At 67.6% G+C, this 26,146-nt stretch carries 16 protein-coding genes and 1 pseudogene; 10 read left to right on the top strand and 7 right to left on the bottom strand.

All coding sequences use genetic code 11. From position 1 onward, the window contains the following. Window positions 1-52: 52 nt before the first annotated feature. Window positions 53-2,268 (top strand): annotated as a pseudogene (locus ACWV14_RS02965) (TonB-dependent receptor). 9 nt (window positions 2,269-2,277) lie between these two features. Here the strand turns inward: ACWV14_RS02965 and gshB are convergent. Beyond that, the gene (gene gshB, locus ACWV14_RS02960) at window positions 2,278-3,237 is read right to left on the bottom strand and encodes a glutathione synthase (protein ID WP_081270082.1); all 960 of its coding nucleotides are present in this window, start codon (window positions 3,235-3,237) and stop codon (window positions 2,278-2,280) included. A gap of 280 nt (window positions 3,238-3,517) precedes the next feature. On the opposite strand from gshB, the gene ACWV14_RS02955 reads away from it, so the two are divergent. Further along, window positions 3,518-3,949 (top strand): nuclear transport factor 2 family protein, encoded by a 432-nt coding sequence (locus ACWV14_RS02955; RefSeq protein ID WP_454902525.1) that lies wholly within the window; start codon window positions 3,518-3,520, stop codon window positions 3,947-3,949. Between the two features lie 13 nt (window positions 3,950-3,962). Next, window positions 3,963-4,886 carry a polysaccharide deacetylase family protein gene (locus tag ACWV14_RS02950; RefSeq protein WP_454902523.1) on the top strand — a complete coding sequence of 308 codons (924 nt, stop codon included), beginning with the start codon at window positions 3,963-3,965 and terminating at the stop codon, window positions 4,884-4,886. Between the two features lie 17 nt (window positions 4,887-4,903). On the opposite strand, the gene ACWV14_RS02945 is transcribed toward ACWV14_RS02950, so the two are convergent. The 6 genes from ACWV14_RS02945 to leuS all read right to left on the bottom strand — a co-directional run bounded on the left by ACWV14_RS02945 (window position 4,904) and on the right by leuS (window position 13,998). Beyond that, complete coding sequence (locus tag ACWV14_RS02945) at window positions 4,904-6,772, bottom strand: potassium transporter Kup (protein ID WP_422088601.1); 1,869 nt, start codon at window positions 6,770-6,772, stop codon at window positions 4,904-4,906. A 165-nt stretch (window positions 6,773-6,937) separates the two neighbouring features. Beyond that, entirely contained in the window at window positions 6,938-8,266 is a 1,329-nt protein-coding gene (gene gshA, locus ACWV14_RS02940; protein ID WP_106935969.1) for a glutamate--cysteine ligase, read from the bottom strand. Between the two features lie 123 nt (window positions 8,267-8,389). Then, window positions 8,390-9,682, bottom strand: coding sequence for a glutamate-5-semialdehyde dehydrogenase (locus ACWV14_RS02935; RefSeq protein WP_454902520.1), 1,293 nt, complete (start codon window positions 9,680-9,682; stop codon window positions 8,390-8,392). Window positions 9,683-9,753: 71 nt separating this feature from the next. After that, complete coding sequence (gene holA / locus ACWV14_RS02930) at window positions 9,754-10,827, bottom strand: DNA polymerase III subunit delta (protein WP_454902518.1); 1,074 nt, start codon at window positions 10,825-10,827, stop codon at window positions 9,754-9,756. A 7-nt stretch (window positions 10,828-10,834) separates the two neighbouring features. Continuing rightward, a complete protein-coding gene (locus ACWV14_RS02925) occupies window positions 10,835-11,356 on the bottom strand; it encodes an LPS-assembly lipoprotein LptE (RefSeq protein ID WP_454902516.1) in 522 nt (173 codons plus the stop codon). Between the two features lie 11 nt (window positions 11,357-11,367). Further along, a complete protein-coding gene (gene leuS, locus ACWV14_RS02920) occupies window positions 11,368-13,998 on the bottom strand; it encodes a leucine--tRNA ligase (protein WP_454902514.1) in 2,631 nt (876 codons plus the stop codon). Between the two features lie 203 nt (window positions 13,999-14,201). Here leuS and ACWV14_RS02915 point away from each other — a divergent pair, with 203 nt between their 5' ends. The 7 genes from ACWV14_RS02915 (at window position 14,202) to glgA (ending at window position 25,814) form a co-directional block, all read left to right on the top strand. Next, window positions 14,202-15,167 (top strand): Bug family tripartite tricarboxylate transporter substrate binding protein, encoded by a 966-nt coding sequence (locus tag ACWV14_RS02915; RefSeq protein ID WP_454902512.1) that lies wholly within the window; start codon window positions 14,202-14,204, stop codon window positions 15,165-15,167. Window position 15,168: 1 nt separating this feature from the next. Beyond that, window positions 15,169-16,230 carry an NAD/NADP octopine/nopaline dehydrogenase family protein gene (locus ACWV14_RS02910; protein WP_454902510.1) on the top strand — a complete coding sequence of 354 codons (1,062 nt, stop codon included), beginning with the start codon at window positions 15,169-15,171 and terminating at the stop codon, window positions 16,228-16,230. Window positions 16,231-16,327: 97 nt separating this feature from the next. Continuing rightward, window positions 16,328-18,019, top strand: coding sequence for an alpha-glucosidase (locus ACWV14_RS02905; protein WP_454902508.1), 1,692 nt, complete (start codon window positions 16,328-16,330; stop codon window positions 18,017-18,019). Between the two features lie 5 nt (window positions 18,020-18,024). Continuing rightward, window positions 18,025-20,199 carry a 1,4-alpha-glucan branching protein GlgB gene (glgB, locus tag ACWV14_RS02900; protein ID WP_454902506.1) on the top strand — a complete coding sequence of 725 codons (2,175 nt, stop codon included), beginning with the start codon at window positions 18,025-18,027 and terminating at the stop codon, window positions 20,197-20,199. A gap of 598 nt (window positions 20,200-20,797) precedes the next feature. Beyond that, a complete protein-coding gene (gene glgX, locus ACWV14_RS02895) occupies window positions 20,798-22,909 on the top strand; it encodes a glycogen debranching protein GlgX (RefSeq protein ID WP_454902504.1) in 2,112 nt (703 codons plus the stop codon). 87 nt (window positions 22,910-22,996) lie between these two features. Further along, window positions 22,997-24,313, top strand: a complete 1,317-nt coding sequence (glgC, locus tag ACWV14_RS02890) for a glucose-1-phosphate adenylyltransferase (RefSeq protein WP_454902502.1) — start codon at window positions 22,997-22,999, stop codon at window positions 24,311-24,313. Window positions 24,314-24,335: 22 nt separating this feature from the next. Beyond that, complete coding sequence (gene glgA, locus ACWV14_RS02885) at window positions 24,336-25,814, top strand: glycogen synthase GlgA (protein ID WP_454902500.1); 1,479 nt, start codon at window positions 24,336-24,338, stop codon at window positions 25,812-25,814. Window positions 25,815-26,146: the final 332 nt, after the last annotated feature.

Here is a 26,146-nt window from a genome sequence, read left to right as displayed (position 1 = left end):
GGCGAAAGTGCGAGAACAATAACTGTTCTCATTTGCATCTTTCGAACCGTCCATGCCCGCATCTCATTTCCATCTTCGGCCTGTCGTGGCCGCAACGCTGCTCGCGCTCCATGCCGTGGCGGCACTGGCCCAGAACAACACGGCCGAACCGGCCGCCGCAGCGGCGTCGAGCGGCACGCTGGCCACGGTGAACGTGGAAGCCAGCGCCGACGCATCGGCCGAAGGCCTGGCCAAGCCCTACGCCGGCGGCAGGTGGCACGCGGCGGGCGCATCGGCATCCTGGGCACCCAGGACATGATGAGCACGCCCTTCTCCAGCACCAACTACACCAACGAGCTGATCCAGGACCAGCAGGCCAAAAGCGTGGCCGACGTGCTGCTGAACGACCCGTCGGTGCGCCAGGCACGCGGCTTCGGCAACTTCCAGGAGCTGTACGTGGTGCGCGGCTTCCCCGTGTACTCGGACGACGTGTCGTACAACGGCCTCTACGGCATGCTGCCGCGCCAGTACATCGCCTCTGAATTCTTCGAGCGCGTGGAAGTGTTTCGCGGCGCCAACACCTTCCTGAACGGCGCGGCTCCCGGCGGCAGCGGCATCGGCGGCGCGATCAACCTGCTGCCCAAGCGCGCGCCCAACGAAGCGCTCACCCGTGTCGGCTTCGGCGTGCAAAGCGGCGGCCAGGGCTTCGTCAACCTCGACCTGGCGCGCCGCTTCGGTCCCGACGACAGCCTGGGCGTGCGCGTGAACGCGGTGCGCCGCGAAGGCGGTACCGGCGTGAACAAGGAAAGCCAGCAGCTCAGCGCCTTCGGCGTCGGCCTCGACTGGCACAACCGCAACGTGCGCCTGTCGGCCGACTTCGGCTACCAGGACTACGACCTGAAAGACGGCCGCCCGAGCCTGACGCCCTCGTCCACGCTGCCGATCCCCCGCGCGCCCGACGCCCGCACCAACTTCGCCCAGCCCTGGACCTATTCGAAGGAAAAGGACAAGTTCGCCACCTTCCGCGGCGAATTCGACATCACCGACAACATCACGGCCTGGGCCGCCGGCGGCGTGCGCCGCAGCAGCGAAGACAACGTGCTGTCGAACCCGACGCTCACCGACGCCTTCGGCAACACCAGCAACACGCGCTTCAGCAACACCCGCGAAGACCGCATCGGCACCGGCGAAATCGGCGTGCGCGGCAACTTCACCACCGGCCCTGTGAAGCACACGCTGGTGGCCTCGGCCGCCAAGTACAGCAACGACCGCGACAACGCCTACGCCATCTCGGCGCAGAGCGTGCGCAACAACATCTACACGCCGTATGCGTCGCCCTACCCGGTAGCCAACGGTGCTTTCGTTGGCAACACGCTCGACAACCCGCGGCTGACCGACCGCATCGACACCTCGAGCCTGGCCGTCGCGGACACCATGGCCTTCATGGACGACCGCCTGCTCGTCACGCTCGGCGCGCGCCGCCAGACCATCAAGCAGACCAGCTACGCCTACAACACGCTCACGCAGACCAGCTACTACGACAAGAGCAAGACCACCCCGGTGGCCGGCGTCGTGTTCAAGATCACGCCGATGGTTTCGGCCTACGCCAACTACATCGAAGGCCTGGTCAAGGGCAACGTGGCGGGCACCACGGTGAACAACCGCCCGGTCACCAATGCCGGCGAGATCTTCGCGCCGTACCAGGCCAAGCAGAAGGAAATCGGCGTCAAGTACGACGGCGGCACGCTCGGCGCCAGCGCCGCGTTCTTCACCACCGACCAGCCGACTTACTACTACTCCGGCCAGACCTACGGCCTGTACGGCAAGCAGCGCAACCAGGGCCTGGAGTTCTCGGTGTTCGGCCAACCGGCCAAGGGCCTGCGCCTGCTCGGCGGCCTGACGCTGCTCGACGCCAAGCAGAAGAACACGCAAGGCGGCGCCACCGACGGTCTCACGGCCATCGGCGTGGCCAAGCAGCAAGCCAACCTGGGCGCCGAATGGGACGTGCCGGGCCTGCGCAACCTGTCGCTGAACGCCCGCATGCTCTACACCTCGAAGCAATACGCCAACGCCGCCAACACCCAGTCGGTGCCGTCGTGGACGCGCTTCGACATCGGCGCGCGCTACCTGGTCGACCTGGGCAACGGCCGTGCGCTCACGCTGCGTGCGCGCATCGACAACCTGTTCAACAAGTCGTACTGGGCCTCGGTGGGCGGCACGCAGGGCAGCAACTACCTGGTGCTGGGCGCCCCGCGCACCTTCTCGCTGAGCGGCACCATCGACTTCTGACGGCCGAAGTCAGCGGCCCTGCGGCTGCAGGGTCGCTTCCAGCGCATCGATGAACATCGCCGGCACGTCGAAGCCGGTCTGCTCGGTGATTTCCTGGAAGCAGGTCGGGCTGGTCACGTTGATCTCGGTGACCGAATCGCCGATCACGTCGAGCCCGATCAGCAGCAGCCCGCGCGGCGCGAGCACGCGGCCGATGGTTTCCGCGATCTCGCGGTTGCGCGCCGTCAGCGGCTGCGCCACGCCCTTGCCGCCGGCCGCGAGGTTGCCGCGCACCTCGGTGCCTTGCGGAATGCGCGCCAGCACGAAAGGCGCCGGCTCGCCCGCGATGATCAGGATGCGTTTGTCGCCCTGGACGACCTCGGGCACGAAGCGCTGCACCATGATGGTCTCGGCGCCGTCCTTGTTGAGCGTCTCGACGATGGAGCCGAGGTTCAGCGCATCCTGCTTCACGCGGAAGATGCCCATGCCGCCCATCCCGTCGAGCGGCTTCAGGATGATGTCGCCGTGCTCCGCATGGAAGTCGCGCACCGCCTGCGCGCTGCGCGTGACCAGCGTGGGCGTGACGAACTGCGGAAACTCCATGATCGCGAGCTTCTCGGGGTGGTCGCGCAGCGCGCGCGGTGAGTTGACCACCCGGCCGCCTTCGCGCTCGGCCTGCTCCAGCAGGTGCGTCGCGTAGATGTACTCGGCGTCGAAGGGCGGGTCCTTGCGCATCAGCACCGCGTCGAAGTCCTTCAGCGCCTTCGACTCGGTGATGTCGACGCGGTACCAGTCCTTCGCGTCGCCGGTCAGCGTGATCTGCTGCACCGTGGCGGTGACGAAGCCGCCCGACTTCCACTGGATGTCCTGCGGCAGGCAGGCCGCGATGCGGTGGCCGCGGCGCTGGGCCTCGCGCATCATCGAGAAGGTGGTGTCCTTGTAGATCTTGAAATGATCGAGCGGGTCGGCGACGAAGAGGATGTTTTTCATCAGGCGTTCTTTCTTGCGGTGCCACGAACGGCGGCTGCCGCCGGGGTATCGGGGCGCGATGTTGCCGGAAGGGGCGATGTCCTTGCCGGCAGGGGCCTTTTCCTCATGCGTCCGGCCGGGCTCGAGGCATCGCATCGGGCGATTGTGCCGGGAGGCCGGCAGAGCCAGATTGTCAACAATCTTGGCGCCACAATGTCAACCATCAGGCACGGGAATTGCACGAACCCTGTCGCGATATCCCGCCGTGCACCGCCATGGCCCAGCAAGATTGGAGAACCCCGTGGAAGCATCCGTTTCGCAGCAGAGCAATCCCGCGCTCGACCCCGCCGCCGTGGTGGACGAGTTCCTTCGCCTAGTGATGATTCCCGACCCGCAGTCGGCCTCCCGCTTCACCGCGTCCGACATCCGGATCCGCTTCACCGGCAACCGGCCGATGCAGGCACCCGGCGACACCTCGGCCTTCAATGCGAAGCGCTATGCCTGGGTCAAGAAGAAGATCGAGCGCACCGAGACGGTGTCCGGTGGCTCGCCCGAGGAAACGGTGGTCTACAGCCTCGGCACGCTCTACGGCGCATGGCCCGACGGCACGGCCTTCGAAGGCAATCGATACGTCGACCGCTACGTGGTGCGCCACGGCCTGATCGTGCAGATGGACGTGTGGAACGACAGCGCCGAATGGCTGCTGGTGCGCGCCGGCCTCGCCGTGCTGTGACGAGGCCGCCGGCATGACGACGCGCTGGCCCGACCGGCTCCCCACGCACGACCGCTTCGATTACCGGCCGATCACGCGGCGGCCCGACTACGTGTGGCCGAACGGCGCGCGGCTGGCGGTGTACATCGGCTTCAACGTCGAGCACTTCGCCTTCGGCGACGGGCTGGGCGCATGCATCGGCCCGGCCTCGCCGCAACCCGACGTGCTCAACCACGGCTGGCGCGAGTACGGCAACCGCGTCGGCGCGTGGCGCTGCCTCGATCTGTTCGACGCGCTCGCGCTGCCCACCGGCGCGCTCGTCAACACCGCGCTGTACGACCATTGCCCCGAACTGGTCCAGGCGCTGGTGGCGCGCGGCGACGAATTGATCGGCCACGGCCACAGCAACGCCGAACGCCAGGGGGTGCTCGACGAGGTGCACGAGCGCGCGCTGCTGCAGCGCTGCCGCGAGCGCATGCTGCGCGAGAGCGGGCAGGCGCCCGCCGGGTGGCTCTCGCCATGGATTTCGGAAAGCGCCGTCACGCCCGACCTGCTGGCCGAGACCGGCTACGGCTACACGCTCAACTGGTGCCACGACGACCAGCCGCTGCGCATGCGCACGCGCGGCGGCGGCTCGCTGTGGTCGGTGCCGTATCCCCAGGAGCTCAACGACATCCCGATGATCGTCGGCCGCCTGATGGACGCGAAGGACTTCAGCGCGATGGTGATCGACAACTTCGAGGAAATGCTCGGCCAGTCGCGCACGCAGCCGCTGGTGATGGGCGTGGCGCTGCATCCGTACATCGTGGGCCAGCCCTACCGGCTGCGGCACCTGCGCACCGCGCTCGCGCACCTGGCGCATGCGCGCGACCGGGGCGACATCTGGTTCACCACGCCGGGCGCGATCGCCTCGCACGTGGAACAGATTGCGAAGGAACGGCCGGGGGAGTTCGACTGAGGCGCTCTGCCCCAGCCTCAGATCTCGATCTTCGACCCCAGCTCCACCACCGCGTTGTTCGGCAGCCCCAGGAACGCCGCCGCCCCGCTCGCGTTGTGGTGCATCTGCGCGAACAGCTTCTCGCGCCACGGCGCCATGCCGCTTCCGAGCGTGGGAATCACCACGTCGCGCGACAGGAAGTAGCTGGTCGTCATGGCCTCCAGCTGGCAGCCGCGCATGCGTGCGTGCTCAAGCGCGCGCGGCAGGTCGATGTCGTTCTTGAAGCCGTAGTGCACGATGATCTGCCAGCAGTGATGGCCCAGCGGCTCGATCTCTATGCGCTTGTCCATGGGGATCCAGGGCACCTCGTGGTTGCGCACGGTGACGAACATGTTCTGCTCGTGCAGCACCTTGTTGTGCTTGAGGTTGTGCAGCAGCGCATTGGGCACCACGCCCGGCTCGGCCGTGAGGAACACCGCCGTGCCGTCCACGCGCACCGGCGGGCTCACGAACACCGAGTCGAGGAACGACTTCAGGTCGATGGCGTCGGCATGCTGGGCCTCGCCCATCAGGCGTCGGCCTTCCTTCCAGGTGATCATCAGCGTGAACACGAAGCCGCCGATCATCAGCGGGAACCAGCCGCCCTCGAACAGCTTGAGCAGGTTCGAGGCGAAGAACATGAAGTCGACGAAGAAGAACACCGCCGTCGAGCCGATGCACAGCAGCAGCGGCAGCTTCCATGCATAGCGGATCACGAAGAAGGTCAGCACCGTGGTGATGAGCATGTCGGTGGTCACGGCAATACCGTAGGCCGCGGCCAGGCTGCTCGACGAGCGGAACATGACCACCGCCAGCACGATGGCCACGAACAGGCCCCAGTTGACCAGCGGAATGTAGATCTGCCCGGCCGTGCGCACACTGGTGTGCTCGATGTTCAGGCGCGGCAGGTAGCCCAGCTGGATGACCTGGCGCGTGACGCTGAACGCGCCCGTGATGAGCGCCTGCGACGCGATCACCGTGGCCAGCGTGGCCAGCAGCACCAGCGGAATGAGCGCCCATTCGGGCGCCATCATGAAGAACGGGTTCTTCACCGCCTCGGGGTTCTCCAGCAGCAGCGCGCCCTGACCGAAGTAGTTGAGCGTGAGCGCCGGCATCACGACCGAGAACCACGCGATGCGGATCGGGCTCTTGCCGAAGTGGCCCAGGTCGGCATACAGCGCCTCGGCCCCGGTCACGCACAGCACGGTGGCGCCCAGAAGGATGAAGCTGGTGCCGGGGTTGTCCCAGATGAACTTGAGCGCGTAGAACGGGTTCAGCGCCTTGAGGATTTCAGGGTGGTGCACGATCTGCGACACGCCGAGCACCGCGATCGACAGGAACCACACCAGCGTGACCGGCCCGAAGAACTTGCCGATGCCCGCCGTGCCGCGCTTCTGCACCACGAAAAGGCAGAACAGCACGACCAGCGTCAGCGGAATGACGTAATGCGTGAAATGCGGCGACACCACTTCCAGGCCCTCGACCGCCGACAGCACCGAGATGGCCGGCGTGATGACCCCGTCGCCATAGAACAGCGATGTGCCGAAGATGCCGACCACCAGCAGCAGGTGGCGCAGCCTGGGCTTGTCCGCCACCGCGCGCGAAGCCAGCGCGAGCATCGCGACCAGCCCGCCCTCGCCTTCGTTGTCGGCACGCAGCACCAGCACCACGTACTTGATGGAGACGATGACGGTGAGCGTCCAGAAGAACATCGACAGGATGCCGTAGACGTTCTCGACCGTGAACGGCACATGGCCGTGGCCGAAGACTTCCTTGACGGCATACAGGACGCTGGTGCCGATGTCGCCGTAGACGACACCGATGGCGCCGACGATCAGGCCGGCGGAGATGGTTTTGGGGGCTGACACGAAGTCGATGGGAAAAGGGCTGGCTGCTTCAATCGACGTGTCAGACACGCGGGGGAGCGATGGCGGCGGATTCCGCGCCATGCATCCCCTCCGCCCTTTGGGTTCCGTTGATGTGGGGCCGCTATTTTGCCGCTGCCCGCCGCCGCCGCAAGCCGGCCCCCGCAATCATTCGTAGATTTCGGCGTCCGGGTTGGTGGCTTCCATCTCGTAGCTGGCGGCCACCATTGCGAGCCGGCCGACCACGCCATACATGTAGAAGCGGTTCGGCGCGCTGGCGCCGGGCTTGGCGCCCGGCTGCGGCAGGTGCGCGCTTTCGGAGAAGGCCAGCGGCACGAAGCTCGCGCCCGGCAGCTTGAGGTTCTCGTCGGGCGCCTGCTCGGCATGCACGCGGTAGAAGCCGCCGACCACGTAGCGGTCCATCATGTAGACGACCGGTTCGGCCACGCCGTTGTGCACGCGCTCGTTGGTGAGCACGCCTTCCTGGACGATCAGCTCGGTGGGTTCGCGCAGCTCGCGCAACTCGCGCGCTTCCCGGCTGTTGGCGGCCTTGGCGGCCGACGCGCCGCGCGGCTTGCCGATCAGCGCCTCGACGTCTTTCACGTCGCGCACCGTCACCACGCCCGGGCTGCCGCTGTCGCTGTGGCCACCCTTGACGACCACGAACGGCTTCTCGTTGATGCCGTATTCCTTGTACTTGCGGCGCACCTTGGTCAGCACCGCATCCACATGGCTGGTCAGCACGTCGATGCCGCGGCCCTCGGCCACGTCGACGCCTTCGGCGCGCGCATAGATCGGGTTGATGAGCCAGGGGTCGATGCCCAGCAGCTTGCCGAAGCGCTTGGACAGCTCTTCATAGCTGTGCAGGTGGTTGCTCTTGCGACGCACCGACCAGCCCGCATGCAGCGGCGGCAACAGGTACTGCTCGTGCAGATCCTCGAGGATGCCGGGCGTTCCCGCTGAAAGCTCGTTGTTGAGCAGAATTGTGCAGGGATCGAAGTTCTTCAGCCCCAGCCGGCGCTTGGTGCGCACCACTGGCTCCAGCGTGACGACGTCGCCGCCGGGCAGTTCGATCTTCTTGGGCGACTTGATGGCCGGGTCTATCGACCCGACGCGCACGTTGAGTCCCGCCATGTGGAAGATGCGCACCAGTTGCGCGACGTTGGCGAGATAAAAGGTGTTCTTGGAGTGATTTTCCGGAATGACGAGCAGGTTGCGCGCCTCCGGGCAGATCTTCTCGATGGCTGCCTGCGCCGCCTGCACGGCCAGCGGCAGCATTTCCTTGGTGAGGTTGTTCCAGCCGCCGGGGAACAGGTTGGTGTCGACCGGCGCGAGCTTGAAGCCGGCGTTGCGGATGTCCACGGCGCTGTAGAACGGCGGCGTGTGTTCCATCCATTCGAGCCTGAACCAGCGCTCGATGGCGGGCATCGAGTCGAGTACCCGCTGCTCCAGTTCGTTGATCGGGCCGGTCAGGGCGGTGACGAGATGCGGAACCATGCGGCGGCCTTGTTGGTTTTGTGCTTAAAGGTAGAGCGGAATTGTAGGATTTGGGGATGGCCGCCCCAATGACAAGACTGGAGAAAGCGGACTTGGTTCAGCCGATCCGCTCTCCACAGCTTCTCAACTCCGGACTTCGCCCTGCCCGAGCACGACGTACTTGAGCGAGGTCAGTCCTTCGATGCCGACCGGTCCGCGGGCGTGGAACTTGTCGGTGCTGATGCCGATTTCGGCACCCAGCCCGAACTCGAACCCGTCCGCGAAGCGGGTGCTCGCATTGACCATGACGCTGGCCGAATCGACCTCGCGCAGGAAGCGCTGCGCATGCACATGGTCGCGCGTGACGATGGCGTCGGTGTGATGGCTCGAATAGCGGTTGATGTGGGCGATGGCCTCGTCCACGCCGGCCACCACCTTGATGCTGATCACGGCGGCAAGGTATTCCTCGGACCAGTCGGACTCGACGGCATCGACCACCTTGGCCTGCGGATCGATGGCGCCATCGGCGCGCAGGATGCGGGCGGCTTCGGGGTCGCAACGCATTTCCACACCCTTGGCCGCGAAGATGGCGGCGATCTCGGGCAGGAAGTCTTCGGCGACCGTGGCCGACACCAGCAGGCCTTCGGCGGCGTTGCAGGGGCTGTACTTCTGGGTCTTGGCGTTGTCGACGATGCGCAGCGCCATGTCGAACTCGGCCGTGTCGTCCACGTACACATGGCAGTTGCCGTCCAGATGCTTGATGACCGGCACCTTGGCGTCGCGGCTGATGCGCTCGATCAGGCCCTTGCCGCCGCGCGGAATGATCACGTCCACGAACTCCGGCATGGCGATCAGCTGGCCGACGGCTTCGCGGTCGGTGGTCTGCACCAGCTGCACCGCCTCGACCGGCAGGCCGGCTTCGGCCAGGGCCTCGGACACCAGCAGCGCCAGCGCCTTGTTCGATTCGATGGCTTCCGAACCGCCGCGCAGGATGGCGGCATTGCCGCTCTTGATGGCCAGGCTCGCGGCTTCGATGGTCACGTTGGGCCGGCTCTCGTAGATCATGCCGAAGACGCCGATCGGCACGCGCATCTGGCCCACGCGGATGCCGCTGGGCTGCTGCTTCATGCCGATGATTTCGCCGATCACGTCGGACATGCCGGCGAGCTGCTCGCAGCCCTGGGCGACGGTCTCGATGACCTTGGGCGTGAGCTTGAGGCGGTCTACCATCGGTGCCGAGAGGCCGGCGGCCGTGGCGCGCTCCAGGTCTTTCCGGTTGGCTGTAGCCAGCACCGGGCCGGCTTCGCGCAGGCGCCGGGCCAGCACCTTTAGTGCTATGTTTTTGGTAGCTGCATCCGCACGGGCCATGAGGAATGCAGCGGCTTTGGCTTGCAGACCAAGGGTCTGCATGTGCTCGCTGACGTTGAACGCGTTCATGCCTCTATTTTCCCATGCCGATCCGTGGCCAGGCTGCGGCGGGCCTTTTGATGGCTGGAGCCATCCTCGGATCAGGCGCGTCTTGGGACGGCCGCCGCGCTGCTGCACGCGCGGCACAGCATCAGCGCCAGCCGTTGCAGCGCCTGCCAGCCGCTGGCGGGCCAGTCGGGCTGCTTCAGGCCCTTCACGATGCCGTCGACCACGTGCGCGGCGCGCAGCAGGCGGGTCAGCATGCGGTCGTCCAGCCGGGGCAGCACGCGCTCGAAGGCACGCTCGCGCGGGCCCCAGATGCGGTTCTCGCGCAACGCCATCGGCAGCGGACGGCCCGAGGCCATGGCGTCCTTCACGCGCTTGAGCGCGCGGATGTCCTCGGCGATCGTGTAGTGCACCAGCACCTCGGCCTCGCCCTCGGCCTGCAGGCCGTCGAGCATGCGCGCCACGCGCTGCGGGTTGCCGGCCAGCACGGCTTCGGACAGCTTGAACACGTCGTAGCGCGCCACGTTGTTGACTGCACCTTCGACCTGCTCCCAACTGAGCTCGCCCGCGGGATGCAGCAGCGCGAGCTTCTGGATTTCCTGGTGCGCCGCGAGCAGGTTGCCCTCGACCCGGTCGGCAAAGAACTGCAGCGTGCGCTGGCCTTCGTCGCCGGGCATCACGCGCTGGCCCTGCTGGCCCAGGCGCTGCGCGATCCATTGCGGCAGCGCGCTGCGCTCGATCGGGTCGACCTGGATGCTCGCGCCGTTGTTCTCCAGCGCCGAGAACCAGGCACCGGTGCGCGTGGCCTTGTCCAGCCGCGGCAGCATCACCAGCGTGAGCGTGCTGTCGTTGCCGGGTGCCGACTCGGCCAGTTGCTGTAGCGCCGTGCTGCCGTCCTTGCCCGGCTTGCCCGACGGAATACGGATCTCCACGATCTGCTTGTCGGCGAACAGCGAGAGCGAGCCGCCGGCCGCGAGCACCGCGCTCCAGTCGAAGTGCGCGCCGGCCACGGTGTACGAACTGCGCTCGGTATAGCCCTGCGCGCGCGCGGCGGCGCGGATGGCGTCGGCCGCTTCCTGCGCGAGCAGCGGCTCGTCGCCGTGGATCGTGTAGAGCGGCTTCAGGCCCTTCTGCAGATGAGCCCCGAGCGAGGCGCTGGCGAGTTGCATCGACGGATTACAGCGACTTGACCGCTGCGATACGGCGCATCAGCTGCTGCGCGATGTCCGACTGCATGTCGCGGAACAGCAGGTCGGCTTCGCCTTCCTTGGCCAGCGCGTTGGTCTCGTTGAAGCTCAGGTCGCGCGTCTGCGAGACATCGGCGGCCGGAATCAGGTCCTTGCCGCCAGGGGTCCGCAGCCGGAAGCGGACGCGCAGCTGCAACTGCAGCTCGCGCACCAAGCCCGCCGAGTTGGTCGAGATCACGATGCGGTTGCGGTCCTCGCCCAGGATCTCCAGGATCACGTCGGCCTTGGTGGCGTCTTCCGGCGGCAGCACGGTCACCGAGCCGGTGGCCCGCAGTTCACGCCGGATCTGGTTGATCATGGCCGTGTTGCCCGACACCGACAGTGTCTTGAACGCAAAGACCGGTGCCTTGCGCAGCTCGAAGCCGCACCCGGCCAGGCCGAGCGAGGCGCCGGCCGCCGCCAGTCCGAGGAGAAGGCCGCGGCGCGGCAGCGAGACATTGCGATTGTTCATGCTTGAGTCGTTCAAAGAACCACGTTGACCAGACGGCCGGGAACCACGATCACGCGCTTGGGTGGCGCGCCTTCGGCGAAGTTGACGAAGTCGTCGCAGGCCAGTGCGAGTTTTTCGATCTCGTCCTTCGAGGCGCCGGCCGGCACGCTGAGCTTGCCGCGCAGCTTGCCGTTGACCTGCAGCATGAGCTCGATCTCGTCCTGCACCAGCGCGCCGACGTCGACCGTGGGCCAGGGTGCGTCGAGCAGCCCGCCCAGGTCCTTGTCGTAGCCGAGTTCGTTCCACAGCTGCTGCGCGATGTGCGGCGTGGCAGGGTACAGGCAGCGCAGCAGGATGCCGAAGCCCTCGCGCACCGCGGCGGCGTCGCCCGCGCTGCCGTCGGGCTTGAAGCCTTCCAGCGCGTTGAGCAGCTTCATCGCGCCCGACACGACCGTGTTGTATTGCATGCGCTGGTAGTCGTAGTCGATCTGGCGCAGCACGGTATGCACTTCGCGGCGAAGCGCCTGGGCGCCCTTGCCGAAGGTCTGGCCGGCCAGCGCGACGGGAGCGATGTCGGCCTGCGCCGCGCCGAAGTTCCACACCCGGCGCAGGAAGCGGTAGCTGCCTTCGACGGCCGCGTCGTTCCACTCGAGGGTGGCTTCGGGCGGCGCGGTGAACATGGTGTACAGGCGAGCCGTGTCGGCGCCGTACTTCTCGATCAGGTCCTGCGGGTCGACGCCGTTGCGTTCGGTCTTGCCCATCTTGCCGACGCCGCCGTATTCCAGCTTCGTGCCGTCGGCCAGCGTACCGCCGGTGATGCGGCCCTGCGCGTCGACCACTGGCGTGACTTCCGAGGGGGGGAAGTAGTTCTTGCCGCCCTTCTCGCCACGGTTGTAGTAGATGTGGTTGAGCACCATGCCCTGCGTCAGCAGCTTGCTGAAGGGCTCGTCGGCCTTCAGCAGGCCGAGGTCGCGCATCACCTTGGTCCAGAAGCGCGCGTACAGCAGGTGAAGAATGGCGTGCTCGATGCCGCCGATGTACTGGTCCATCGGCATCCAGTAGTCGGCGCCGCCGGCCACCATGGCTTCGTCGTTCTTCGGGTCGCAGTAGCGCATGAAGTACCACGACGAGTCGACGAAGGTGTCCATGGTGTCGGTCTCGCGCCGCGCGGGCTTGCCGCAGACGGGGCAGACCACGCCGGCATGGAAGCCTTCGTGCTTGTGCAGCGGGTTGCCCGAGCCGTCCGGCACGCAGTCGGTCGGCAGCACCACGGGCAGGTCCTTCTCGGGGACCGGCACCGCGCCGTGTTCTTCGCAATGGATGATCGGGATCGGCGTGCCCCAGTAGCGCTGGCGGCTCACGCCCCAGTCGCGCAGGCGCCAGGTGGTCTGCAGCTCGCCCAGGCCCTTCTGGCCCAGCGCATGCGCCACGGCGGCCACGGCCTCCTTGTAGCTCATGCCGCTGAAGTTGTCGGAGTTGATGGTCACGCCGCGCTGCTTGTCGGCGTACCAGTCCTGCCACTTGTGATAGTCGAAGTGCGGCTCGTCGTCGACCAGAACGACCTGGATGATCTCGATGCCGTACTTGTTGGCGAAGGCGAAGTCGCGCTCGTCGTGCGCGGGCACGCCCATCACGGCGCCGTCGCCGTAGCCGATGAGCACGTAGTTGCCGACCCACACCGGCACCTGCTCGTCGGTGATCGGGTGCGTCACCGTGAGGCCGGTGGGCACGCCCTTCTTCTCTTGCGTGGCGAGCTCGGCCTCGGTGGTGCCGCCGCTCTTGCATTCCTCGATGAAGGCCGCGACCTTGGGGTCGAGCGTGGCGGCATGCGCGGCCAGCGGGTGCTCGGGCGCCACGGCGCAGAAGGTCACGCCCATGATGGTGTCGGCGCGCGTGGTGAACACGTACATGCGGCCGTCCTGGATCGGCTTGCCGTCCGCACCCTTGATGTCATGGGTGAAGGCGAAGCGCAGGCCTTCGCTCTTGCCGATCCAGTTTTCCTGCATCAGCTTGACGCGCTCGGGCCAGCCCGGCAGCTTGTGCTGGGTGTGATCGAGCAGTTCCTCGGCGTAGTCGCTGATCTTCAGGTAGTAGCCCGGGATCTCGCGGCGCTCGACAGTGGCGCCGGTGCGCCAGCCCTTGCCGTCGATCACCTGCTCGTTGGCCAGCACGGTCTGGTCGACCGGGTCCCAGTTCACGACCTGGGTCTTGCGGTAGGCAATGCCCTTTTCGAGCATCTTCAGGAACAGCCACTGGTTCCACTTGTAGTAGCTCGGGTCGCAGGTGGCGATCTCTCGGCTCCAGTCGATGGCCAGGCCCATTGCCTGGAGCTGGCCCTTCATGTAGGCGATGTTCTCGTAGGTCCACTTGGCCGGCGGCACGCCGTTCTTCAGCGCCGCGTTCTCGGCCGGCAGGCCGAAGGCGTCCCAGCCCATGGGCATCAGCACGTTGTAGCCGCTCATGCGCAGGTAGCGCGTGAGCATGTCGTTGATCGTGTAGTTGCGCACGTGGCCCATGTGCAGCTTGCCGCTGGGATACGGCAGCATCGAGCAGGCGTAGTACTTCTTGCGGCTCGCGTCCTCGGTGACGCGGTAGGCATCGGCGGCGCTCCATTGCGCCTGGGCAGCGGACTCGACGTCGCTGGGTTTGTAGCTGGGATTCATGGCGGTTCGGCAAGAGCCCGGCGCAAGGCGGCCGGGAACGCGGGATTATCGCGCCGGACTAGACTCGCCCCCAGGCTTCGCGCACTTCGTGTCGCTTCTCCTTCCCCCTGCCGGGGGCAATGCCAGCGGCCCGGCAAAGCCGGTTCCGCGGCATTTCGCGAAATAACGAAGCCCAAACAGTGCGCCACGGGATGGAATTCGCCATGAAATTGTTTTTGAAACATCTTGTCCTGTGCTTCGCCGTAGTCGCCGCCACGCCGCTGTGGGCACAGCACAACGACAAGCCCCTGCGCATCGTCGTCCCCTTCGCCACCGGCGGCGCGCAAGACGTGATCGCGCGCTACCTGGGCGCCAAGCTGACCGACAGGCTGGGCCAGCCGGTCATCATCGACAACAAGGCCGGCGCCGGCGGCATCGTGGCAGCCGACGCCGTGGCCAAGGCGACCGACGGCGCCACGGTGCTGCTGGCCACGGGCGGCGCGGTCACGATCGCTCCGCACCTGCAGGCCAGGCTGCCCTACGACCCGGTGCACGAGCTGGTGCCGGTGGCCCTGGTGGCCGACACGCCCATGACGCTTTCGGTGCGCACCGAAAGCCCCTACAAGACCGTGGCCGATGTGCTGCGCGACGCCAAGGCCAGGCCGGGCCAGGTGACCTACGCCTCGACCGGCAACGGCACCGTCTCGCACCTGACCGGGGCGCTGCTGGCCCAGGCCAGCGGCGTGAACCTGCTGCACGTGCCCTACCGGGGCGCGGCGCCCGCCATGACCGACCTGCTGGGCGGGCAGGTGGCGACCATCGTGACCAGCGTGGCCTCGATCGAGCCCATGGTCGCCAGCGGCAAGGCGCGCGTGCTGGGCACCTTCTCGCGCGCTTCCCTCCCCAGCATGGGCTCGGCGCCCACCATCGGCGAGGCCACCGGCCTGCCGGGCATGGAAGTGCCGGTCTGGGTCGGCGTGATGGCCCCGGCACGCATGCCGGCGGCAAGCATCGAGAAGCTGTCGGCAGCGCTGATGGAGGTGTGCAACCTGCCGGAGACGAAGCAGCGCTTCGCCCAACTGGGCGCGGTCAACACCTGCGGCGGCCCGGCCGCGCTGGGCAAGGTCGTGACGGAAGACAGCCAGCGCTGGGCGAAGGTCATCAAACAAGGCGGGATCAAGGTTGAATAGATTGGCACACCGCGTCGGCATTGCCGGCACCGGGGCGATCGCGCTGGCCAGCGCGGCTTGGCTGCGGCGGGCGGGGCACGGCGTGACCGTGTGGTCGCCGGGCGGCCGGGGCGCCGAGGCCCTGCGGACGCAGGCGCTGGAAGCCGGCGGCATCCAGTCGTTTTCGGTGACGGTCGAGGTGGCCGACGACGCAGCCGGCCTTTGCGCGGCATCGGACGTGCTGCTGCTCGCCCTGCCGGTCAACGGCCACAAGCGGGTGATGGACGCGCTGCTGCCCTTCCTGCGCGACGGCCAGACGGTGATCGTCAGCTCGATGGCCTCGCTGTCGTCGCTCTATCTCCATGAAGCAGCCAGGCAAGCCGGACGGCAGGTCACCGTCGCCAGCTTCGGCACGACCGTGCTGACCGCGCGCCGGGAGTCGGGCGCGCAGGTCAAGGTCATGACGCGGCGCAAGGCGGTCGGCGTGTCCACCCTGCCCGGCGCGAAGGCGGACGAGGCCGTCGCGCTGTGCACCGAGCTCTTCGGCGACGGCTTCTTCCCGCAGGAAAGCGCCCTCGCCAGCGCCCTGGCCAACGTCAACCCGCAGTCGCATGGCCCGCTCGCGGTGTTCAACTGGACCCGCATCGAGCGCGCCGAGAACTGGCCGCAGTACCACTGCATGACACCCGGCGTGTCGCGCGCGATCGAGGCGCTCGACCAGGAGCGCCGCGCCGTGGCACGGGCCTTCGGCATCGAGCTCGGCCCCATCGAGGCGCACTTCGCGCGCTCCTTCGGCACCACGTCGGAAAAGCTGGCGGACATCGCCGCCGAGCTGCACGCCAAGCGCGGCGGGCCACCCGGCCCGGTGCAGGTCGACACCCGCTACGTGACCGAGGACATGCCCTACGGCCTGGCCTTCATCGAGGCGCTCGGCGCCATCGCCGGCGTGCCCACGCCCGCGACCCGCACCATCGTGGACGCGGCCTCGCTGGTCAACGGCATCGACTTCCGCCTCGAGAACGACTTGCTCGAGCCGCTGGGCCTGGCGAACGAAACCGTCGCCGGGCTGCTCGCGCGGCTGTGATGGCGGCGGCCGGAGGCCGCGCACCAACGCCCGCGCGGGGCGTATCACTGGCCCGAATCTCGCATGCCACAATGGTTTTCCGACCACAGGGACCGGCATGGGCACCAGCGACAAGAGCAGCGACAAAGGCGGCAGCGAATGGTGGCGCGGCACGGTGATCTACCAGATCTACCCGCGCAGCTTCAGCGACAGCAACGGCGACGGCATCGGCGACCTGCCCGGCATCACGGCCCGGCTCGACCACGTGGCGGCGCTAGGCGTCGATGCGGTCTGGGTATCGCCCTTCTTCCGTTCGCCGATGAAGGACTTCGGCTACGACGTGTCCGACTACCGCGCGGTCGATCCGCTGTTCGGCACGCTGGCCGACTTCGACGCCATGCTCGCGCGCATGCATGCGCTGGGCCTGAAGCTCATCATCGACCAGGTGCTCTCGCACACCTCCGACCAGCACGCCTGGTTCGCCGAAAGCCGCAGCTCCCGCGACAACCCCAAGGCCGACTGGTACGTATGGGCCGACCCCAAACCCGACGGCACGCCGCCCACCAACTGGCTGTCGGTGTTCGGCGGCTCGGCCTGGCAATGGGATGCGCGGCGGCGGCAGTACTACCTGCACAGCTTTCTTGCCGAACAGCCCGACCTGAACTTCCATTGCGCCGAGGTGCAGGAGGCCTTGCTCGGCGAAGTGCGCTTCTGGTGCGAGCGCGGCGTCGACGGCTTCCGCTTCGACGCCTGCAACCACCAGTTCCACGACGCGCTGCTGCGCGACAACCCGCCGGCCTCGCTCGCGTCGATCGACGAGGTCAGCACGGTGCGCGCCGACAACCCGTATGCGATGCAGCAGCACCTGTACGACAAGAGCCAGCACGAGAACCTGGCGTTTCTCGAAAACCTGCGCCGGCTGCTCGACGGCTACGGCGCGGTGGCGCTGGGCGAGGTCGGCGACGAGAACGCGCCGCCCGTCATGGCGCAATACACCGAGAGCGGCAAGCGCCTGCACCTGGCCTACAGCTTCAGCCTGCTCACGGCCGACCACAGCCCCAGGCACCTGCGCCACCAGGTGGAAGCACTCGATGGCGCGCTGGCCCCCACCGGCGGCTGGGGCTGCTGGGCCGTGTCGAACCACGACGTGCCGCGTGTCGCCACCCGCTGGAGCGGCGGCGCTCCAGCCGACACGCGCCGTGACCGCCTCTGGCTGATGCTGCTGCTCACGCTGCGCGGCAGCGCCAGCATCTACCAGGGCGAGGAACTCGGCCTGCCCGAGGCCGAGGTGCCGTTCGAACTGCTGCAAGACCCTTACGGCCGGGCGTTCTGGCCCGAATTCAAGGGCCGCGACGGCTGCCGCACGCCGATACCCTGGACCTCTGACGCGCCCCACGGCGGCTTCACCACCGGCACGCCGTGGCTGCCGGTGTACGGGCCGCACCTGCCGCTGGCCGTTGCGCGGCAGGCCGACGACCCGGGCTCGATGCTCGCCTTCAGCCGCGCCCTGCTGCGCTGGCGCCGCACGCAGCCGCTGCTGCGCACCGGCGGCATCGCCTTCATCGACGCGCCCGAGCCCCTGCTGCATTTCGAGCGCACCGACGGGAACCAATCGCTCCACGCGATCTTCAACCTGGGGGGCGCGCCGGTGTCGATGCCCTTGCCCGATGGATTGCAGTCAATGCAGCCTCTCGTCGGACAACCGCTCGCGCCGACCGCCGCCGTGCAGAGCATCGATGAAAAGCGCATGCTGGTGCTGGCGCCCTATGGCGTCTTCATCGGCATGCCCGCCGAAGAAGGAATGAGCTGACCGCCATGCCCCTGAAGCCGTTGTCCGAATCCGAAGTCCGCGCGCTCATGCGCGCCGAACACGGCGATCCGTTCGCCGTGCTGGGGCCGCACGAGACCGCCGAGGGCCTGGAGGTGCGCGCGCTTCTGCCCGGCGCGCAGCGCGTGGCGGTGGTGCATTCGCGCACCGGCTGGCCGCTGTCGATTCTTTCGCGGCACGGGGAGTCGGACCTTTTCAGCGGACTGGTGCCGGCGGCCGAGGCCCGCATGGGCTATTCGTTCCAGATCGACTGGGACGCCCACACCTCTCGGCTCGAGGACCCCTACCGCTTTCCGTTCGTGCTTGGCGATACCGACGTCTGGCTGCTGGCCGAGGGCACGCACCTGCGGCCGTGGGAGCGGCTGGGTGCGCATCTGCGCGAGATGAACGGCGTCAAGGGCGTGGCCTTCGCGGTCTGGGCGCCGAATGCGCGGCGCGTGTCGGTGGTCGGCAACTTCAACAACTGGGACGGCCGGCGCCACATGATGCGGCTGCGCCGCGAGTGCGGCGTGTGGGAGATCTTCGCGCCGCACGTGACGGTGGGCGATGCCTACGAGTTCGAGATTCTTTCGGCGCACGGCGAAGTGCTGCGCAAGGCCGACCCTTTCGCGTTCTCGGCACAGCTGCGGCCAGACACCGCCTGCGTGGTGCAGCCGCTGCCGGCCGCAGTCAAGATGCCCGAAGGCCGTGCCGAGGCCAATGGCCGCCATGCGCCGATCAGCATTTATGAAGTGCACCTGGGCTCGTGGCGCCGCAAGAACAACGGCCACGAGTGGCTCGACTACCGCGAGCTGGCCGACACGCTGGTGCCCTATGCGCGCGACATGGGCTTCACGCACATCGAGCTGCTGCCGATCAGCGAGCATCCGTTCGACGGCTCCTGGGGCTACCAGCCGATCGGCCTGTACGCACCGACCTCGCGCTTCGGCACGCCGGGCGACTTCCGGCATTTCGTCGAGGCCGCGCATGCGGCGGGGCTGGGCGTGATCCTCGACTGGGTGCCCGCGCACTTCCCGACCGACGCGCACGGCCTCGGCAGCTTCGACGGCACCGCGCTTTATGAGTACGCCGACCCGCGCGAGGGCTTCCACAACGACTGGCAGACGCTGATCTTCAACTACGCGCGCACCGAGGTGCGCAACTACCTCGTCGGCAATGCCCTCTACTGGCTGGAGCGCTACGGCGTGGACGGCCTGCGCGTGGACGCGGTGGCCTCGATGCTCTACCGCGACTACAGCCGCAAGGCGGGCGAGTGGATACCCAACACCTTCGGCGGACGCGAGAACCTCGAGGCCATCGACTTCCTGCGGCGCATGAACCGCGTGGTGGGCGTCGAACGGCCCGGCGCGGTGACGCTGGCAGAGGAGTCGACCAGCTTCCCCGGAGTGACCCGCCCGCCGGAAGACGGCGGCCTGGGCTTCCACTACAAGTGGAACATGGGGTGGATGAACGACACCCTGGCGTATGCGGGCACCGACCCGGTCTACCGCAAGCACCACCACCAGAAGATCACCTTCGGGCTGATGTATGCGCACAGCGAGAACTTCGTGCTGCCGCTGTCGCACGACGAGGTGGTGCACGGCAAGGGTTCGCTGATCGGGCGCATGCCGGGGGACGAGTGGCAGAAGTTTGCCGGGCTGCGCAACCTGTATGGCTACCTCTGGGCGTATCCCGGCAAGAAGCTGTTGTTCATGGGGGGCGAGTTCGCGCAGTACGCCGAATGGAATGCGGACCGCAGCCTGGACTGGCATCTGCTGGAGCACGCGGCGCATCAAGGCGTGCGGCGGCTGGTGCGCGACCTGAACAACGTGTACCGGCATTTTCCGGCGCTGCACGAGCTCGATCATGACGGCGACGGGTTCGAGTGGATCGTGCATGACGATGCGGATCAGTCGGTGTTTGCTTTTGTTCGGAGGGCTCGTGACGGGGCGTTCGTCATTGCTGTCTGCAACTTCACGCCTGTGCCTCGGGTTGGGTATCGGTTGGGGGTTCCGTTTGCTGGCTCTTATCGGGAGATCATCAATACGGATGGGGCTGTGTATGGGGGGAGTGGGGTGGGCAATGGGGTTGTCGAAAGCTCTGCCGTCGAGTGGCATGGGAAGGCGGACTCTGTTTGTGTCAGCTTGCCGCCTCTGGGTACTGTGATGTGGGTGTTGGTTTGATGTTTTTGGGCTTTGTTTTTTTCCCGGGGCCGGGTCTCGCCCCGGCAGGCGACCTACTTTTCTTTGCTTCGCCAAAGAAACGTAGGCAAAAGAAAGGCGACCCCACTGTCTGCGACCCCTGCGCTTCGCTACGGGGCAACCTGCGGTGCTCGCGTTTCGCGGGGTCTCGCAGAACTCGCTTCGCTCAAACAGCTGCGAGCCCTTATCCGCGAAACGCTCCGCTCCTCGGCGCAGCCAGAGGGGAGGTCGACACGACACGTGCCATCGCTTCGCTCGGCACGAACGGCACAGCCGCGCAGCGGCTGTGCCGCGTGGGGGCCGAGCGAAGCGATGGCACGTTTGGTTCCCCAATCCCTTCTGGCTGCGCCGAGGAGCGCAGACGTAGGCGGGATCAGGGCCGCAGCTGTTTGAGCGAAGCGAGTTCTGCGGACCCCCGCCGTAGTCGAGCACCGCAGGTTGCCCGTAGCGAAGCGGAGGGACGCAGACAGCAGGGTCGCCTTTTCTTTGCTTACTTTCTTTTGGCGAAGCAAAAGAAAGTGAGTCGCCCGCCGGGGCGAGACCCGGCCCCGAAAAACAAGCCCCCTGCACGGCAAAAACCATGCTGAGCCCAGGCCACCCCTTCCCCCTGGGCGCAACCCCCACAAAGCAAGGCGTCAACTTCGCATTGGCAGCCCCAGCAGCAGAAGCCGTAGACCTCTGCATCTTCGACACCACAGGCAAGAACGAACAACAGCGCCTGAGGCTGCCGCAACAGACAGACGGCATCTGGCACGGCCATCTCCCCAGCGGCAAGGCCGGCCTCGTCTACGGCTACCGGGTCCACGGCCCCTGGTCCCCCCAAGAGGGCAAGCGCTTCAACCCCGCCAAGCTCCTGCTCGACCCCTACGCCCGAGAAATCCTCGGCACCTACGACGGCAGCGACATCTTCCTCGGCCACGACCCCGCCAACCCAGACCAGAGGGACACGCGAGACAACTCCGCAGCAGCCCTCAAAGCCCGGGTAGCAGCAGCAACACCGAGCAGCGAACGCCTGGCCGGCCACGCCCGTATCCCGGCATCCGACCGCGTCCTCTACGAACTGCACGTCAAAGGCCAGACAAGACTCCACCCAGCCGTGCCTGCCCCCCTTCGAGGCAGCTATGCGGGACTGGCCGAACCCGCCGTGCTCGACCACCTCCAGCGCCTGGGCGTCACCACCCTGAGCCTCATGCCCGTGCAGCACCGCGCCGACGAACAGCGCCTGCTGCACATGGGCCTGAGCAACTACTGGGGCTACAGCACCATCGGCTGGTTCGCGCCCGAAGCCCGCTACTGGAGCGGCCGCCCCGGCACCACGCCCGCCGGCGAGTTCCGGGCGATGGCCGATGCGATCCACGCGCGCGGCATGGAACTGGTGATCGACGTCGTCTACAACCACAGCGCCGAGACCGACGAATTCGGCCCCACCCTCTCGCTGCGCGGCATCGACAACGCCCTGTACTACCGCCTGCGCCCCGACGACCGCGCGCTCTACGAGAACTGGGCCGGCACCGGCAACTGCCTCGACCTGGCCGAGCCGCGCGTGCTGCAGCTGGTAATGGACAGCCTGCGCTTCTGGGCCTGCGAGATGGGTGTCGACGGCTTCCGCTTCGACCTGGCGCCGGTGCTCGGCCGCAATGCAAGCAACAACGACTTCGACCCGCGCGCGCCCTTCTTCGCGGCCATCGCCCAAGACCCGGTGCTGTCGCGCACGCTGCTCATCGCCGAGCCCTGGGACCTGGGCCCGGGCGGCTATCGCCTGGGCGAATTTCCACCCGGCTGGCTCGAATGGAACGACCGCTATCGCGACACCCAGCGCGGCTTCTGGCTGCGGCAGGACCACGAGGGCGACGGAAAGGCCGGCCTGGGCGACTTCGCGCACCGCTTCACCGCGTCGAGCACGCAGTTCGCGCACGATGGCCGCGCGCCGACCGCCAGCGTCAACTTCATCACCGCGCACGACGGCTTCACGCTGCGCGACCTCGTCAGCTACAACGAGCGCCACAACCTCGCGAACGGGGAAGGCAACCGCGACGGCCACGGCCACAACCTGAGCAACAACTGCGGCGTCGAGGGCCCGAGCGACGACCCCGGCGTGCTGGCCCTGCGCGAGCGGCTGCGGCGCGCGCTGCTGGCCACGCTGATGCTCTCCCAAGGCACGCCGATGCTGCTGGCCGGCGACGAGCTGGGCCACACCCAGCAAGGCAACAACAACGCCTACTGCCAGGACAACGAGACCACCTGGCTCGCCTGGATCGGCGCCGCGTCCGATCCGGCGAGCGACGCGGCCCGCATGAGCGCCTTCGTGGCGCGGCTGGCGGCGCTGCGGCGCGAAGCCCCGACGCTGCGCAGCGCGCGCTGGTGGCCGGCCGAGCCGCCCGAAGGCACGCCGCCCGGCATCCGCTGGCTGCGCCCCGACGGCGAACCGATGACACCCGCCGACTGGCAGACAGGCACGGCCCTTGCAATCCTCTTTGCCGGGAGCGATGCATCGGATGAAGCAAGCGGAAAGCAAAGCGCATGGCTGGTGATGGTGAACGCGGGGCCGGACACCGTGCAGTTCAGGCTGCCAGGGGGCGGCTGGCGCCTGTGCCTGTCCACCGACCCCGGTCAGGACCCGGGGAACCTGGCGCAGCCGCTCGACGGCACGGCGCAGGTGCCTTTCTCGAGCCTCGGAATTGCAAGAACGTAGAAGCCAGCCGCAGGGCGCGGTGCTAGTCTCGATGCAGAACTCTGACGGCGGATGAATTCCAACAATCGAACGAACGGAGACTTCAGGATGGACAACCTCGCACCCCAAGCGCCACAGCAACCGCAGCAAGAGCTGCAGGCCCACCAGCTGGTCCGCCGCACCATCGCCCTGGTGCTGGCCGGCGGACGCGGCTCCCGCCTGAAGCAGCTGACCGATCGCCGCGCCAAGCCGGCGGTGTACTTCGGCGGCAAGTTCCGCATCATCGATTTCGCGCTGTCCAACTGCCTGAACTCCGGCATCCGGCGCATGGCGGTGGTCACCCAGTACAAGTCGCATTCGCTCATGCGCCATCTGCAGCGCGGCTGGAGCTTCCTGCGGGCCGAGCTCAACGAGATGGTCGACGTGCTGCCCGCGCAGCAGCGCGTGGGCGACGAGCACTGGTACCGCGGCACGGCCGACGCGGTGTTCCAGAACCTCGACATCATCCAGACCCGCTCCACGCCGCACGACTATGTCGTGGTGCTGGCCGGCGACCACATCTACAAGATGGACTACTCGATCATGGTCAAGGACCACGCCGAGCGCGGCCTGGGCTGCACAGTCGGCTGCATCGAGGTGCCGCGCATGGAGGCCACCGCCTTCGGCGTGATGCACGTGGACGGCGACCGCAAGGTCACGGCCTTCCTGGAAAAACCCGCCGACCCGCCGGCCATGCCCGGCAAGCCGGACGTGGCACTGGCCAGCATGGGCATCTACGTGTTCGATTCCAGCTACCTCTATCGCTTGCTGGAGGAAGACAGCAAGGACCCGAACTCCGACCACGACTTCGGCAAGGACATCATCCCGCGCGCCGTGGCAGAGGGCCGCGCGCTGGCGCATCCGTTCGGCATGTCGTGCGTGACCCGCGCCATGCGCGGTGGCGACAGCCCGACCTACTGGCGTGACGTGGGCACGATCGATGCCTTCTGGGCAGCCAACCTCGATCTGGCCTCGATCACCCCGGAGCTCGACATCTATGACACCAATTGGCCCATCTGGACCTACCAGCGCCAGCTGCCGCCAGCCAAGTTCGTGTTCGGGCGTGACGGCAAGCCCGGCCTCACGACCAACACCATCGTCTCCGGCGGCTGCATCGTGTCGGGGTCGTCGGTGAGCGACTCGGTGCTGTTCTCGGGCGTGCGCATCCACTCGTTCTGCACGATCTCGCAGGCGGTGCTGCTGCCCGACGTTGAAGTGGGACGCGGCTGCCGCCTGAGCAAGGTGGTCATCGACCGCGCCTGCGTGATCCCCGACGACATGGTGATCGGCGAGGACGCCGAGGCCGACGCCGCGCGCTTCGAGCGCACCGAGAGCGGCGTGGTGCTGGTCACGCGCGAAATGCTCAAGCGGCTTGCGCCCGCCTGATACCCACCTTCCAGCCTCCACGATGCGAATCCTGCAAGTCAGCGCCGAACTCTTCCCCCTGCTCAAGACCGGCGGCCTGGCCGACATCGCCGGCGCCCTGCCGCTGGCGCTCATGGCCGAGGGACAGGATACGCGCGTGCTGCTGCCGGGCTTTCCGGCCATCACCCAGGGCGTGCGCGAACTCGCGCCCGTGGCCGGGTTCGACGCCCCCTGGGGCGAGCGCTTCGCGCTGCGGCTCGGGCGGGTGGCGGTCGACGGCACGCCGGGCATCCCGGCCTACGTGATCGATGCGCCCGCGCTCTACGACCGGCCCGGCAACCCGTACGAGGACAACTCGCGCCAGCCCTACGGCGACAACCACCGGCGCTTCGCGCTGCTGGGCTGGGCGGCGGCGCGGCTCGCGCAGGGGCTGGATCCGTCCTGGCAGCCCGAGGTGGTGCATGCGCACGACTGGCACGCCGCGCTGGCGCCGGCCTACCTGCACTTCGCGCGCGAGGCCGGCCAGATGGGCGCATCGCGCGTTGGCAGCGTGTTCACGGTGCACAACCTGGCCTACCAGGGCCTCTTCGCGCCGTGGAACTTCGCGGACCTCGGGTTGCCCGGCCCCGCGTTCCAGATGAACGGCATCGAGTACCACGGCCAGGTCTCGTTCATGAAGGGTGGCCTGTGCTACGCCGACCGGCTCACCACGGTGAGCCCGACTTACGCGCTCGAGATCCAGACGCCTGAGCAGGGCTGCGGGCTCGACGGCCTGCTGCGCCAGCGCAGCGGCGTGCTGAGCGGCATCCTCAACGCGGTCGACGACCAGGTCTGGAACCCGGCGACCGATCCTGCGCTGGTGCAGGGCTATCACACGCCCGAAGGCCGCCACATGGCCGGCAAGGCGCGCTGCAAGTCGGTTCTGCAGCACCAGCTGGGGCTGGCCGAGCGGCCGGACGCGCCGCTTTTCATCCTGGTGAGCCGCCTCACAGAGCAAAAGGGCCTGCGGCTGGTGCTCGACGGACTGGACGCGCTGCTCGCACAGGGCGGCCAGCTTGCGCTGCTGGGCAGCGGCGAGGGCTGGCTCGAAGATGCCTTCAGGCAGCGCGCGGCGGCCGCGCCGCAATCGGTCAGCGTGACCATCGGCTACGACGAAACGCTCGCGCACCAGCTCTTCGGCGCGGGCGACGTGACGCTGGTGCCCTCGCTCTTCGAGCCCTGCGGCCTCACGCAGATGTACGGCCTGAAGTACGGCAGCCTGCCGCTGGTGCGCCGCGTCGGCGGCCTGGCCGACACGGTGGTCGACAGCACGCTCGAGGACCTGGCCAGCGGCGAGGCCACCGGCTTCGTGTTCGATCGCTTCGAGGTGGCCGACTACGAACGCGCCGTGCGCCGCGCCTTCGCGCTCTACCAGCGCGCACCGGACTGGCGGCGCGTGCGCGGCAACGCGATGCGGCGGCCGGCCGACTGGGCTACCGCGGCTGCGCAGTACATCGATGTTTACCGGCAGGCGCTGGGATGAACTTCTGTTTTTCTTTTTGCCGTGTCACGTGCTGTTCGGGGGGCGCTCACGCCGACGGGGTACCTTGCTCCGCGAATGTCCCCCGGCCTGCGGCCTCCTCCTTTATTTCGCTGCGCAAGGTACCCCGCCGTCGTGAGCGTTCAGAGCACTTGTTGATCAGCCAGCACAAGCGCCGCGTCCACCGTGCGCAGGGCGCCGGGTGCTCCTCGCAGCGAAATAAAGGAGGAGCCCGAAGGGCGGGGGACATTCGCGGAGGGGAGCACCCGGTGCCCTGTGCACACACCCCGAACGCCTCCTGACAGCAAATCAGACACACCAACACCCACCCAAAG

The organism is Variovorax durovernensis (assembly GCF_977011995.1).
This window is presented reverse-complemented; position numbering and strand designations above follow the sequence as displayed.